Below are 13,011 nucleotides of genomic sequence, written 5' to 3'. Positions count from 1 at the left end.
TGGGTGTTTTTTATTCTAAAAGGCGAGTTTTCACTACTATTCTACCTCCATACACCCTGTAATCGCCCTGAATAAGGAAAAAAGATGAGCTCAATGAGAAGCTACAAAGGTATAAAGCCTGAACTTGGTGAGCGTGTTTACGTTGACCCAACCTCTGTTTTAGTCGGTGATATCCGAATTGGCGATGATTCTAGCATTTGGCCATTGGTAGCAGCGCGAGGCGATGTAAACCACATTCACATTGGTGATCGAACGAATATTCAAGATGGCAGTGTTTTGCATGTCACCCATAAGAACGCCGAAAACCCAAACGGCTACCCATTGATTATTGGTAATGACGTTACGATTGGCCACAAAGTGATGCTGCACGGTTGTGAGATCCACGATCGTGTTTTGGTTGGTATGGGAGCTATTGTTTTAGATGCTGTTGTAATTGAGTCAGAGGTGATGATCGGAGCAGGCAGTTTAGTGCCACCTGGGAAAGTATTAGAAAGTGGCTACTTATATGTTGGAAGCCCAGTAAAACAAGCTCGCCCTCTATCAGAAAAAGAACGAGCTTTCTTGCAAAAGTCTGCCAACAACTATGTGCAGAACAAAAACGACTACTTAAATGAAGTAAAAGACTTGAACTAAAGCCCTGTTAACCGATGATGATATGGCCTTCTTCGTTGAAGGCTTCATCTTCTATTAGCTCTTCAGCCATTTCTTCTAGGTCGAATCGGTAATCAGTAAACACTTTGATTGCCGCTTGCTCAGTTTCAATCAGTGAACCACTGAGCTTTTCTAGCTTTTGTTTCGTCACAAAGCACTCTATTAGTGCGCCTGATTGTTGCGCCGAAAAGTTTACCGATTGTGATACTTCATCCCATGATTGAATATCTGGGAATAAGATGGATTGATTCATCGCTTATTGACCTTCAAGGTTCTTTCTTAGTTCTCTGAGAATTTGTTTGGCACCAGGACGTAAGCCACGCCAAAGCATAAAGCTTTCTGCAGCCTGCCCAACCAGCATTCCAAGACCGTCATACGCATGAGCGGCACCATTTTCTCTTGCCCATAAGTTAAAGCTCGTCACTCCTTTGCCATAAATCATGTCATAGCTTGTGCTGTTGGCGGCAAAGATAGAGGAAGAGATAGCAGGCAGTTCACCACTAAGAGAAGCGGAGGTAGAGTTAATGATGACATCATACTCTTCATCAATACTTTCCATCTCTCTCGCTACGATAGGACCATGAGAGACAAACAGCTCTGCGAGCTCTTGTGCTTTACTAAAGGTACGGTTGGTAATGGTTAAAGAGGTCGGCTTTTGATCGAGTAGTGGCTTAATAACACCACGAGCTGCACCACCAGCGCCAATAATTAGGATTCGCGCACCTTCCAATACAACCTGATGCTGAAGCAGATCTTGCACTAAACCTGCACCATCAGTGTTGTCACCGATGATTTCACCATCGTCTAACTTCTTGAGGGTATTTACCGCGCCTGCTAACTGAGCCCGTTCTGTCAATCGACTAGCAAATTGATAAGCATCTTCTTTAAATGGCATAGTGATGTTGCACCCCTTGCCACCTTCAGCAAAAAACACCTTCGCCGCGTCAATAAAACCATCAACAGGTGCACTTTCTGCGGTGTACACCAAAGATTGATTAGTTTGACGAGCAAACAAGGTGTGAATGAATGGCGACTTACTGTGTCCGATAGGATTACCAAACACGGCATAGCGATCGATTTGCTGGGTCATTTCCTTACCTTTGTTCCTTACTTAGATATAGAGAAAACAGGGCCACCTGATTACAGATGACCCTATCACTATCTATCTATATAGAAAAGGAGATTCCGTGCTTACCACTCTCGTGGCGTTAGGTATCGCTCGTAAAGTTCAGCTTCTGGCGATCCCGCTTCTGGCTCGTAGCAGTACTCCCAGCGAGCGAGCGGCGGCATTGACATCAGAATCGACTCAGTACGCCCACCACTTTGTAAACCAAATAAGGTGCCACGGTCATACACTAAGTTGAACTCTACGTAACGGCCGCGACGATATAGTTGGAATTCACGCTCACGCTCACCATACTCGATCTCTTTACGACGAGAAACGATCGGCAAATAAGCCTGGCAATAGCCTTCACCGACTGCTTTGATGTAAGCAAAACACTTATCAAATTCCCACTGGTTTAGATCATCAAAGAACAAACCCCCAACACCGCGAGTTTCATTACGATGTGGTAGGAAGAAGTATTTGTCACACCATGCTTTATGCTCTTGGTAAACATCGTCACCAAATGGCGCACAAAGCAGTTTTGCAGTGTCGTGCCATGATTGGCAATCTTCTTCAAATGGATAGAACGGCGTTAGGTCAAAACCACCACCAAACCACCAAATTGGGTCTTCGCCATCTTTTTCTGCAATAAAGAAGCGGACATTGGCGTGTGAAGTCGGTACATAAGGGTTTTTAGGGTGAATAACCAAAGAAACACCCATGGCTTCAAAACGACGACCCGCTAGCTCTGGGCGATGCGCTGTCGCAGATGCTGGCATTTCTCTCCCTTCCACATGCGAGAAGTTCACGCCTCCCTGCTCGAAAACAAGGCCATCACGCATAACACGTGAGCGCCCACCGCCACCAAGACGTTCGCCCGGTTCACGATGCCATGCATCCTCGACAAAGACGGCCTTTCCATCTTCTTGTTCTAACTGCTGACAAATGGAGTCCTGAAGTGACATCAAGAACTGCTTTACGGCGTGCTTATCGATCGCTGACATACGTTATTACCTATTACGTGAAACCTAATGATGGCTGGCTAGCAGGGTTAACCCTGTCTTAATATTTGTGAAGTTTTGGCGTCACGAATCTCGCTGGGTTTATCACGACCGCTGGTCTCGCCACGAAGAATGGCGACCAGCTTATCACCCAACTGCTCTTCGACTTCTTCCGTGGTCATACACGGTGGTAAGCCGGAAAGATTCGCGCTGGTAGAGGTTAACGGCTTTCCGAATGCATTACACATTTTTTGCACCAAAGGATGATCAGTCACACGAACCGCAATTGAATCAAACTGCCCTGAAACCCAGTTGGATACTTTATCGCTCGCTGGCATGATCCAAGTGTATGGGCCTGGCCAAGTGGCATGAACAGTCTGTAATTGTTCTTCAGTCAACTGAGATTCATCAATATAAGGCAAGAGCTGATCATAACTTGCCGCGATGAGAATCAGCCCTTTTTCTACCGGACGCTGCTTGAGCTCTAATAGCTTTTGAATTGCTTCTGGGTTATCTGGATCACATCCGACACCAAAAACCCCTTCTGTTGGATAGGCAATCACTTCGCCTTGCTTGAGTGCGTTGAGCACTTGTTCAAAGTTATCCACCGATTACTTCCTATTTGTTTGACTGTGTTGTTTTCACTAAGTGTACAAATATTCATTCTCAGACACTAAAGCAATTTTTTTATAAAATGTATCAATAGCGCCAACAATAAGACGCAAACGTTTGCTTGAGATAAAAATCCCCGTATAATGCGCACAAATTTATAGCTCACCTAATTTTTGCAGCTTAAAGGAGTTTGAGATGAAAGTCGGTATCATCATGGGTTCTAAATCCGATTGGCCAACCATGAAACTAGCAGCGGACATGCTAGACCAATTTGGCGTGCCTTACGAAACAAAAGTCGTGTCAGCACACCGAACTCCTCAATTACTGGCTGACTACGCTAGTGGCGCAAAAGAACGCGGCATCAAAGTTATCATCGCAGGTGCAGGTGGTGCAGCCCACCTACCAGGTATGGCGGCGGCGTTTACTAGTTTGCCAGTGCTTGGGGTTCCCGTTCAGTCTCGTGCACTGAAAGGTATGGATTCATTGCTTTCTATTGTACAGATGCCAAAGGGAATTGCGGTTGGTACATTGGCGATTGGCGAAGCGGGCGCAGCAAACGCCGGTATCCTAGCAGCGCAAATCCTAGGCACTCATGATGAAAACATCATGGCGAAGGTAGAAGCATTCCGTAATGAGCAAACGGAAACAGTTCTCGCAAATCCAAACCCTGCAGAGGATTAATCAGATGCATGTACTGGTTCTTGGTGCGGGTCAGTTGGCTCGTATGATGTCTCTGGCTGGTGCGCCACTGAATATTCAAATTTCAGCTTACGATGTCAGCAGCGGTGATGTCGTTCACCCTTTAACTCAACAGGTACTTGGCCATGGCTTGGAAAATGCGATTACGCAAGTTGACGTGATTACTGCCGAGTTCGAGCATATTCCACATGACGTGCTCAAGGTTTGCGAAGCGAGCGGCAAGTTCCTACCAAGTACGCAAGCCATCAAAGCAGGTGGTGATCGCCGTATTGAAAAAGCACTGCTTGATGATGCTGGCGTGCGCAACGCGAAATACTACGTCATTGAAACTCGTGAAGACTTTGACCGCGCAATTGAACACGTTGGTATGCCAATGGTTCTGAAAAGTGCATTGGGTGGTTACGATGGTAAAGGTCAATGGCGCTTAAAAGAAGCTTCTCAAGTCGACGACATTTGGACTGAGATGTCGGAGTGCATCGCGGCAACACCAACTCAAGCGATTGTTGCTGAAGAGTTTGTTCCTTTTAACCGCGAAGTATCACTGGTTGGTGCTCGAAGCAAAGATGGCAGTGTGGAAGTGTACCCTCTGGCAGAGAACGTCCACACCAACGGTGTATTGAGTCTTTCTACTGCGATTGATGCGCCAGGGTTACAGGAACAAGCAAAGCAAATGTTCACGGCAGTCGCAGATAGCCTAGATTACGTTGGCGTATTAGCGCTTGAGTTCTTTGATGTCGATGGGGCACTTTTAGTGAATGAGATTGCTCCACGCGTGCACAACTCTGGTCACTGGACACAGCAAGGTGCAGAAACGTGTCAGTTTGAAAATCATCTGCGCGCAGTGTGCGGCTTACCATTAGGCAGTACGAAATTAGTTCGTGAAACCTCAATGATCAATATTCTTGGTGAAGACACACTACCAGAAGCATTGTTATCAATGGATGGTTGCCACCTTCATTGGTATGGCAAAGATAAACGTGCAGGTCGCAAGATGGGACACATCAACGTGTGTGGCGACTACCCAGGAGAATTGCACCGTAGGCTGTGCGCTCTGGCAGACATCTTAGACCCAATAGCTTTCCCTGCTGTGCAAGCGTTCGCTAAACAGCCTTAACACTAACGTTTGGCAGCAAAAAAACAAAAAAGGGTCGCACGATGCGACCCTTTTTAATTCCTTTGATGTATTTACCCTTGCTGGGTGTGCTGACACTTACGATTAGCACATTGCAATTTCACACCACTGGCAAGTTTCTTCTCCACCAACAGAGTAAAACCACACTCTTCGCATCGCCCCTTGACCGGAACAAGGTTCACAGCAAATTTGCATTTAGGGTAGTTATCACACGCGTAGAATGTTTTGCCAAATCGGGTTTTACGCTCAACCAAATGTCCTTTGCCACATTCAGGGCAAGCGTGTTGCTCTTGTGACTGCGCCTCTGGCTCTGGTTGATTAATCGACTCAATATGATGACAAGCCGGGTAGTTACTACAACCGACAAACATGCCGTAGCGCCCTTGCCGGAGTACCAACTCATTGCCACACTCAGGGCAAGGCACACCCAACTCTTTCACGATGTGCCCATCATTGCTGTGTAGCGGTTTAATGTAATCACAGCTTGGGTAATGGTTACAGCCGAGAAATGGGCCATGTTTTCCGTGCTTGAGAGCTAGCTCACCACCACATTTTGGACACGGCTCGTGTTCCAAAGCGTGTTCATGGGCAGAGAAAAGGGTGTTGTCGATTTTACTACTCATACTTACCGTTTCGTGAAAAACACACAAAAAGACAAGCTCGCGTTTATTCTAGCTAAACTCGAACTTGCCCAGATGGTTAGTGAAGAATCCCTTGTTCCTTGGTGTACAACAGCTCTTCCATTAGCGTGTAAGCGTTTTCGTTACCAGGCACATTGAACAGCACCATCAGAATGATCCATTTGAGGTCTTCAAGCTCAAACTCACTCGTTTCTAATCCCATCACTCGGTCAATCACCATTTCGCGAGTTTCTGTGGTTAACACATTGATTTGCTCGAGAAACAATAGAAACCCTCGGCATTCCAAATCTAAACGCTGCATCTCTTTCGCTGTGTAGATACGAGTTGATGACGAAGCCATGCAAGTCGAGATTGCAGAAGAGGTGTCACTTTGCTGCAATGCGGCAAGCTCTTCTAACCAGACAAGGGCTTTGTAGATATCTTTTTGTTGGAAGCCTGCACGGAGCAATTCTTCTTCCAACTCGTCTTGTTCGACCTGTAACTCTGCATCGCTATGGATGTAGGTTTCGAATAGATACATCAGTATATCCATCATCATAGCTAGCCCCTCCCCTTTCGAATATAGCCACCTGAAACCGCAACGACATGCCCAGAGAGTTCTAACTCTAAGAGCTGCATCATGACTTCTTGGACAGGTATATTGGTCCTGTTTGCAAGAATATCAACCGGTGTAGCTTCACTTCCTACGTTAGCTAACAGCTGAGGAAATGGCAATTCTTCTTCATCATTTAACGTAGAAAATAAATCGGTACTCTGATTAATAGACCAATCAAGCAAGGACTGTATTTCATCTAAGACATCTTTCGTCTTTTCTACGAGGCAAGCGCCATGACGTATCAACTGGTTTCCACCGCAGGCATTGGGGGCATTGATTGACGCTGGCAGCGCAAATACTTCTCGACCTTGCTCAAGCGCGTAACGAGCTGTAATTAACGAGCCGCTCTTTTTCGCCGCCTCGACGACCAGTACACCAAGCGATAATCCACTAATAATACGATTACGACGCGGGAAGTTTTCTGGGCGCGGCTTGGCATTAGGCCGAAACTCAGACACCAAAGCCCCATGTTCAATAACACGTTGCGCTAAACCACGATGACGTGCCGGATAAATATTTGCTAAGCCAGATCCTAGCACCGCAATCGTCTTACCACCCGCTTGCAACGCACCATCATGCGCATGACCATCAATGCCTAAAGCGAGACCACTGGTGACAATAAAATCGTGCTGAACAAACTCTGCAGCGAACTGACGTGCATGCTGTAATCCATCAATACTCGCATTTCGGCTGCCAACCATCGCGATTTGTGGCAGAGAAAGACAAGCAGGGTTTCCTTGAACAAAAAGTAGAGGTGGCGGCGCAACGATTTGTTTGAGTTGAGGTGGATAACGCGGGTCAGTCAGTGTCAGGATATGATGATTTGTAGAAGCCTCAAGCCAACTTAAACAAGCATCGACTTCTTTATCTGTTGAAGCCCAAGCTTGAATTTGCTTAGTTGTTAACCCAAGTTGTTGTAGCTGTTCAGGAGAGAAGTTTACGATGTTACGTGGCGCGTCTCTTGCCAGTAGCTTATTCATTTTGACGCCGCCAATGCCTGGTAAACAACTCAGTTTTAACCAGGCAGCGAGATCATCGTTATTTCGTCGATTCATCGATGATTAATTCGTCCGCCAACGGTGACACCACCGAAATATCTTGGTTAATGGGTTTCGTACTGTTAGTGATCAGTGCCAAGCTAAAGTACTCATAAGGACGAATGACCAGCAACTCACCAACTTTGCTTTGAGGCAAAGTAATTTTCTTATCAAGCACGCCAAACTCTTTCTTGAACTCATCGCCGTCTTTGTAAACTGGGTGCGCGTCTTCTTTTAAATCAAACACACTGCCTTGCTTCAGATTGTCTGACGTGCCTTTATCAATCACCACAACTTGGTTAGTTGAACTAAAGCGAATACCTTCGATATTACCTAGCAACTTTGCAGAACTGCCTTGTGGCGACGGCAGCGGATAGAACGTTATTGTGAAGTCAGTATTCTCAACCGATTGATTTGGCAACGCGATATCGTTACGTAGGATTTCTTGCATTTGCGATGTAAGCTTCAAACCTGAATAATCACTCGAAGCTTCAACGAGCTCGCCTTTGGCAATCAAACGCAGCGCGGTAATCTCTTCGGACACATCGTCACGCGAAAAGGTAGCTACTGGTCGGTAAATAGCCCAACCTGTCGCGGTCTGATTGCCATTGATATACAGCACATCTTCTGCAGTCAGATACTTACTGCCTTTGCTGCTACCCATCACTTTTGCTGCTCTGTTCAACGAATCTTTATCTAGCAACCGATCCGATTTAAGGTAAGGCATCACCAAACCTTCCGCGACCGTTGGTACGGCTTTCTTTTCTGTGATGCGAGCTTTCGGGCTCAGCTTCTTAACCGGTTTTAGGCTCAACACGGGCTGACCGTTAATCCACACCAAAGACAGCTTGTCTCCGGGATAAATTAAATGAGGGTTATCGATTTCCGGGTTTACTTGCCATAAACGAGGCCACAACCACGGGCTATCTAAGTACATGGCCGAAATATCCCATAGCGTATCGCCCTTCACGACTACATACGTTTGTGGCGCATCATCTTTAACAGTCAGTGGGTTCGCATCCACATTTGCTACAGCGTTGAAAGAGAAAAGTAACGGCAACGTAACACTGGCAACGTTGCGGAAAATTCGATTCATGACCCTCGTCCTTGGTCTATTAAGCAGGAACCAGAATGGAAATTGGTGCAAGGATGCTGTCATTTAGGCTATAAAATGTCTAGAATTGAGCCAACAAGGTTTGTGCTGTTTCGGCACAGTTCAATATTTCGAGTGAATATGTCTGTATTACAAGTATTAACATTCCCGGATGATCGCCTGCGCACAGTCGCAAAGCCTGTTGAAGCGGTGACACCTGAGATTCAAAAAATCGTCGATGACATGATTGAAACCATGTACGACGAAGAAGGTATTGGCCTTGCTGCAACGCAGGTTGATATCCACAAACGTATCGTAGTGATTGATATTTCAGAAACTCGCGATGAGCCGATGGTGCTAATCAACCCTGAGATTCTGGAAAAGCGTGGCGAAGATGGCATCGAAGAAGGCTGTCTGTCGGTACCAGGTGCGCGCGCACTTGTGCCTCGCGCTGCAGAAGTTACCGTTAAAGCACTGGATCGTGATGGCAAAGAGTTCACCTTTGAAGCCGACGACCTGCTAGCGATTTGTGTTCAACACGAGCTTGATCACCTACAAGGTAAGCTGTTCGTGGATTACCTATCGCCACTGAAACGCAAACGCATTCAGGACAAGCTAGCGAAAATCAAACGCTTTAACGAGAAGCAGCAAAACGCTTAATCTCGAACCATACCAATTAGAAGGAAGTCTACCTTGAGTCAGTCTTTACGAATTGTCTTTGCAGGTACTCCGGATTTCGCCGCCCGTCACTTGGCGGCGTTGTTGTCTTCGGAGCATGAAGTCATCGCGGTTTACACAAACCCAGATCGTCCAGCGGGTCGTGGCAAAAAATTGGCTGCGCCACCGGTAAAACAACTGGCGCTAGAACACAATATCCCGGTTTACCAACCTGAAAGCTTTAAGTCCGACGAAGCGAAACAAGAACTTGCCGATCTGAACGCCGACCTCATGGTTGTCGTGGCGTACGGTATGCTGCTGCCACAAGCGGTTCTTGATACCCCTAAACTGGGTTGTATCAACGTACATGGTTCTATCCTACCTCGTTGGCGTGGTGCGGCTCCAATCCAACGCTCTATTTGGGCGGGCGATGCAGAAACTGGCGTGACCATCATGCAGATGGACATCGGTCTCGACACTGGTGATATGCTGAAGATTGCAACTCTGCCAATCGAAGCGACAGATACCAGCGCTTCAATGTACGAAAAATTGGCTGAGCTTGGTCCAGAAGCCCTGATTGACTGCCTAGCAGACATTGCTGCGGGTAAAGCAGTGCCAGTGAAGCAAGACGATGAGTTAGCGAACTATGCGAAAAAACTCAGCAAAGAAGAAGCACGCATCAACTGGAACGACGATGCGGCGCACATTGAGCGCTGCGTTCGTGCATTTAACCCATGGCCAATGAGCCACTTTGAGGCGGCAGAAAACAGCATCAAAGTATGGCAAAGCCGTGTCGCAGAGCAAACCAGTGACAAGCCAGCCGGCACCATCGTGCAAGCAGATAAAACCGGTATTTATGTTGCGACAGGCAACGGCGTACTGGTGCTAGAGCAACTGCAAGTTCCTGGCAAAAAAGCCATGTCAGTTCAGGATATTCTGAATTCGCGTGCGGCTTGGTTTGAAGTGGGCACTCTGCTGGTTTAAGCCATATTAGGGGTTATCATCCCCAATAATACGAACTTTTAGAGGGCAGAGATGCCCTCCTTTACTTTAAGGTACTCATCATGAATGTTCGCGCTGCGGCTGCTAACGTCCTGTATCTTGTCGTCGACAAGGGCCACTCACTTTCAAGCGCTCTTCCAGCGGCTCAACAAACGGTACGACCTCGTGACCACGCTCTGTTACAAGAGATCTGTTACGGTGCGCTACGTTACCTCCCTCGCCTAGAAATGATCGCAAACCAGTTGATGGATAAGCCCCTCAAAGGCAAACAACGTGTATTCCATCACCTAATTCTGGTTGGTATTTACCAACTGAGCTTCATGCGCATTCCTGCGCACGCAGCAGTTGGTGAAACGGTTGAAGGCACTAAAGAGCTGAAAGGTCCTCGTCTGCGTGGTTTGATTAACGCTGTATTGCGTAACTACCAGCGCAACCAAGAAGAACTCGACCAAATGGCCGTCAGCAACAACGCTGGCAAGTACGGTCACCCAAGCTGGTTACTAAAACTGCTACAAGAGGCCTACCCACAGCAATGGGAAAGCATTGTTGAAGCGAACAACCAAAAAGCACCAATGTGGCTGCGTGTGAACCATCAACACCACACTCGTGATGAATACCTTGCGCTGCTCAAAAATGAAAACATTGATAGCACGCCACACACAGAAGCAATGGACGCCATAAAATTGGCCGCACCATGTGATGTGATGAAGCTACCTGGTTTTGAAAAAGGTTGGGTTTCGGTCCAAGATGCGGCGGCGCAGCTCTCGATCAACTACCTAAAACCACAAGACGGCGAACGGATTTTAGATTGCTGTGCAGCGCCAGGTGGCAAGACGGCGCACATTCTAGAGCGCACGTCGGGCAGTGAAGTGGTCGCGATTGACTGCGACGACACACGCTTGAAACGTGTGCATGAAAACCTGAAGCGTCTCAACCTTCAGGCAAAAGTGGTTTGCGGTGATGCGCGTAATCCACAAGAATGGTGGCAAGGCGAGCAATTTGATCGCATTTTGCTGGATGCCCCATGTTCTGCGACTGGCGTGATTCGTCGTCACCCAGACATCAAATGGCTACGTCGTGCAGACGACATCGCCGCATTAGCAGAGCTGCAAAGTGAAATTTTTGATGCCATGTGGACGCAACTGAAGCCCGGCGGCACCATGGTTTACGCGACTTGTTCAATCACACCGCAAGAAAACGTGGAGCAAGTAAAAGCGTTTTTAGCACGTACCGCGGATGCGCAACTGCTGGATTCTGATCCCGACCAGCCTGGTCGTCAAATTCTACCAGGCGAAGAAGATATGGATGGTTTCTACTACGCAGTGCTAACTAAAACACACGCGTAACAGCATGCTAAATAGGGCGATTGAAGTGATTTCAATCGCCTTTTTCAGATACGAGAAAAGAGTATGAAGATCATTATTCTTGGTGCAGGTCAGGTTGGCGGCACACTGGCAGAAAACCTAGTGGGTGAAAACAACGACATCACCATCGTCGACAATAATGCCGACCGACTGCGTGAATTGCAGGACAAATACGACCTACGTGTGGTCAATGGCCATGCGAGCCATCCAGACGTGCTACACGAAGCTGGCGCGCAAGACGCCGATATGCTCGTCGCAGTAACCAACACTGATGAAACCAACATGGCCGCCTGTCAGGTCGCGTTCACTCTATTCAATACCCCAAACCGCGTTGCGCGTATTCGCTCTCCAGAATACTTGGCAGAAAAAGAAGCCCTGTTTAAATCTGGCGCTATTCCTGTTGATCACCTTATCGCACCAGAAGAACTCGTTACGAGCTACATCGAACGTCTGATCCAATACCCAGGCGCGCTGCAAGTGGTGAGCTTTGCTGAACAGAAAGTCAGCCTAGTGGCGGTGAAAGCCTACTATGGTGGCCCGCTGGTGGGTAATGCGCTGTCTGCTTTGCGTGAGCACATGCCGCACATCGATACCCGTGTGGCGGCTATTTTCCGTCAAGGCCGTCCGATTCGTCCGCAAGGCACCACCATTATTGAAGCCGATGATGAAGTGTTCTTCGTCGCTGCAAGCAACCACATTCGCTCTGTAATGAGTGAGCTACAGCGCCTAGAAAAACCGTACCGCCGCATCATGATTGTTGGCGGGGGTAACATCGGCGCAAGCTTGGCTAAACGCCTAGAGCCAACTTACAGCGTGAAGCTGATTGAGCGTAACTACCAGCGTGCAGAAAAGCTCTCTGAGCAACTAGAAAACACCATCGTGTTCTGCGGTGATGCGGCAGACCAAGAGCTTCTCTCGGAAGAGAACATCGACCAAGTCGACGTCTTCATCGCGCTGACCAACGAAGATGAAACCAACATCATGTCTGCAATGTTAGCAAAACGCATGGGCGCTAAAAAAGTAATGGTGCTGATCCAACGTGGCGCTTATGTAGACCTGGTACAAGGCGGCGTAATTGATGTAGCAATCTCACCTCAGCAAGCCACTATTTCAGCCTTGCTAACGCACGTTCGTCGCGCTGATATCGTAAACGTGTCCTCACTTCGCCGCGGCGCTGCGGAAGCGATTGAAGCCGTCGCTCACGGTGATGAAAGTACATCTAAAGTGGTTGGACGTGCGATTGGAGATATAAAACTTCCACCTGGGACCACCATTGGTGCTATCGTTCGTGGCGAAGAAGTCCTTATTGCCCACGACCGTACGGTCATCGAGCAGGATGACCATGTGGTGATGTTCCTGGTCAACAAAAAATACGTATCAGACGTCGAAGCGCTATTCCAGCCGAGTCCATTCTTCCTCTAG

General features: G+C 47.6%; 15 protein-coding genes. 7 read left to right on the top strand and 8 right to left on the bottom strand.

Annotated elements, in window-relative coordinates; genetic code table 11:
- The first annotated feature begins 84 nt into the window (after positions 1-84).
- The gene (locus R7D93_RS21285) at positions 85-633 is read left to right on the top strand and encodes a gamma carbonic anhydrase family protein (protein ID WP_005379096.1); all 549 of its coding nucleotides are present in this window, start codon (positions 85-87) and stop codon (positions 631-633) included.
- A gap of 7 nt (positions 634-640) precedes the next feature.
- Here R7D93_RS21285 and R7D93_RS21280 read toward each other — a convergent pair whose 3' ends face one another.
- The 4 genes from R7D93_RS21280 to R7D93_RS21265 all read right to left on the bottom strand — a co-directional run bounded on the left by R7D93_RS21280 (position 641) and on the right by R7D93_RS21265 (position 3,365).
- A complete protein-coding gene (locus tag R7D93_RS21280; RefSeq protein WP_005379090.1) occupies positions 641-904 on the bottom strand; it encodes a DUF1488 domain-containing protein in 264 nt (87 codons plus the stop codon).
- A gap of 3 nt (positions 905-907) precedes the next feature.
- Positions 908-1,741: a shikimate dehydrogenase gene (aroE, locus tag R7D93_RS21275; protein ID WP_042523879.1), complete on the bottom strand. Its 834-nt coding sequence runs from the start codon at positions 1,739-1,741 to the stop codon at positions 908-910.
- A gap of 101 nt (positions 1,742-1,842) precedes the next feature.
- Positions 1,843-2,760 (bottom strand): oxygen-dependent coproporphyrinogen oxidase, encoded by a 918-nt coding sequence (hemF, locus tag R7D93_RS21270; protein WP_213898929.1) that lies wholly within the window; start codon positions 2,758-2,760, stop codon positions 1,843-1,845.
- Between the two features lie 47 nt (positions 2,761-2,807).
- Entirely contained in the window at positions 2,808-3,365 is a 558-nt protein-coding gene (locus R7D93_RS21265; protein WP_005379084.1) for an L-threonylcarbamoyladenylate synthase, read from the bottom strand.
- A 199-nt stretch (positions 3,366-3,564) separates the two neighbouring features.
- Between R7D93_RS21265 and purE the strand changes: the two genes are divergently transcribed.
- Both purE and R7D93_RS21255 read left to right on the top strand, forming a co-directional pair.
- Positions 3,565-4,050: a 5-(carboxyamino)imidazole ribonucleotide mutase gene (gene purE, locus R7D93_RS21260; protein WP_005379082.1), complete on the top strand. Its 486-nt coding sequence runs from the start codon at positions 3,565-3,567 to the stop codon at positions 4,048-4,050.
- A gap of 4 nt (positions 4,051-4,054) precedes the next feature.
- Entirely contained in the window at positions 4,055-5,182 is a 1,128-nt protein-coding gene (locus R7D93_RS21255; protein ID WP_225497098.1) for a 5-(carboxyamino)imidazole ribonucleotide synthase, read from the top strand.
- Between the two features lie 71 nt (positions 5,183-5,253).
- On the opposite strand, the gene R7D93_RS21250 is transcribed toward R7D93_RS21255, so the two are convergent.
- From R7D93_RS21250 to R7D93_RS21235, 4 genes are all read right to left on the bottom strand, one after another.
- The gene (locus R7D93_RS21250; RefSeq protein ID WP_225497096.1) at positions 5,254-5,823 is read right to left on the bottom strand and encodes a type I DNA topoisomerase; all 570 of its coding nucleotides are present in this window, start codon (positions 5,821-5,823) and stop codon (positions 5,254-5,256) included.
- A 76-nt stretch (positions 5,824-5,899) separates the two neighbouring features.
- Positions 5,900-6,379: a DUF494 family protein gene (locus R7D93_RS21245; RefSeq protein WP_005379074.1), complete on the bottom strand. Its 480-nt coding sequence runs from the start codon at positions 6,377-6,379 to the stop codon at positions 5,900-5,902.
- A gap of 2 nt (positions 6,380-6,381) precedes the next feature.
- Complete coding sequence (gene dprA / locus R7D93_RS21240; protein ID WP_225497094.1) at positions 6,382-7,491, bottom strand: DNA-processing protein DprA; 1,110 nt, start codon at positions 7,489-7,491, stop codon at positions 6,382-6,384.
- On the bottom strand, positions 7,475-8,569 hold the full coding sequence (locus R7D93_RS21235) for a LysM peptidoglycan-binding domain-containing protein (RefSeq protein ID WP_225497092.1): 1,095 nt from the start codon (positions 8,567-8,569) through the stop codon (positions 7,475-7,477). Before R7D93_RS21235 ends, dprA begins: the two co-directional genes overlap by 17 nt.
- Before the next feature lie 138 nt (positions 8,570-8,707).
- Between R7D93_RS21235 and def the strand changes: the two genes are divergently transcribed.
- The 4 genes from def to trkA all read left to right on the top strand — a co-directional run bounded on the left by def (position 8,708) and on the right by trkA (position 13,011).
- A complete protein-coding gene (gene def / locus R7D93_RS21230) occupies positions 8,708-9,226 on the top strand; it encodes a peptide deformylase (RefSeq protein ID WP_005379068.1) in 519 nt (172 codons plus the stop codon).
- A gap of 33 nt (positions 9,227-9,259) precedes the next feature.
- Positions 9,260-10,207, top strand: coding sequence for a methionyl-tRNA formyltransferase (gene fmt, locus R7D93_RS21225; protein ID WP_005461453.1), 948 nt, complete (start codon positions 9,260-9,262; stop codon positions 10,205-10,207).
- A gap of 80 nt (positions 10,208-10,287) precedes the next feature.
- Entirely contained in the window at positions 10,288-11,571 is a 1,284-nt protein-coding gene (gene rsmB, locus R7D93_RS21220) for a 16S rRNA (cytosine(967)-C(5))-methyltransferase RsmB (protein ID WP_225497089.1), read from the top strand.
- Positions 11,572-11,634: 63 nt separating this feature from the next.
- Positions 11,635-13,011, top strand: coding sequence for a Trk system potassium transporter TrkA (trkA, locus tag R7D93_RS21215; protein WP_225497087.1), 1,377 nt, complete (start codon positions 11,635-11,637; stop codon positions 13,009-13,011).

The organism is Vibrio sp. YT-15, from assembly GCF_033337445.1.
GTDB classification, from domain to species: Bacteria; Pseudomonadota; Gammaproteobacteria; order Enterobacterales; family Vibrionaceae; genus Vibrio; species Vibrio alginolyticus.
This window is presented reverse-complemented; position numbering and strand designations above follow the sequence as displayed.

Coding starts and splice junctions, on each gene's coding strand:
- R7D93_RS21285 (WP_005379096.1), top strand. CDS start 85: ATGAGCTCAATGAGAAGCTACAAAGGTATAAAGCCTGAACTTGGTGAG.
- R7D93_RS21250 (WP_225497096.1), bottom strand. CDS start 5,823: ATGAGTAGTAAAATCGACAACACCCTTTTCTCTGCCCATGAACACGCT.
- R7D93_RS21255 (WP_225497098.1), top strand. CDS start 4,055: ATGCATGTACTGGTTCTTGGTGCGGGTCAGTTGGCTCGTATGATGTCT.
- rsmB (WP_225497089.1), top strand. CDS start 10,288: ATGAATGTTCGCGCTGCGGCTGCTAACGTCCTGTATCTTGTCGTCGAC.
- purE (WP_005379082.1), top strand. CDS start 3,565: ATGAAAGTCGGTATCATCATGGGTTCTAAATCCGATTGGCCAACCATG.
- hemF (WP_213898929.1), bottom strand. CDS start 2,760: ATGTCAGCGATCGATAAGCACGCCGTAAAGCAGTTCTTGATGTCACTT.
- R7D93_RS21235 (WP_225497092.1), bottom strand. CDS start 8,569: ATGAATCGAATTTTCCGCAACGTTGCCAGTGTTACGTTGCCGTTACTT.
- trkA (WP_225497087.1), top strand. CDS start 11,635: ATGAAGATCATTATTCTTGGTGCAGGTCAGGTTGGCGGCACACTGGCA.
- def (WP_005379068.1), top strand. CDS start 8,708: ATGTCTGTATTACAAGTATTAACATTCCCGGATGATCGCCTGCGCACA.
- aroE (WP_042523879.1), bottom strand. CDS start 1,741: ATGACCCAGCAAATCGATCGCTATGCCGTGTTTGGTAATCCTATCGGA.
- R7D93_RS21245 (WP_005379074.1), bottom strand. CDS start 6,379: ATGATGATGGATATACTGATGTATCTATTCGAAACCTACATCCATAGC.
- dprA (WP_225497094.1), bottom strand. CDS start 7,491: ATGAATCGACGAAATAACGATGATCTCGCTGCCTGGTTAAAACTGAGT.
- R7D93_RS21280 (WP_005379090.1), bottom strand. CDS start 904: ATGAATCAATCCATCTTATTCCCAGATATTCAATCATGGGATGAAGTA.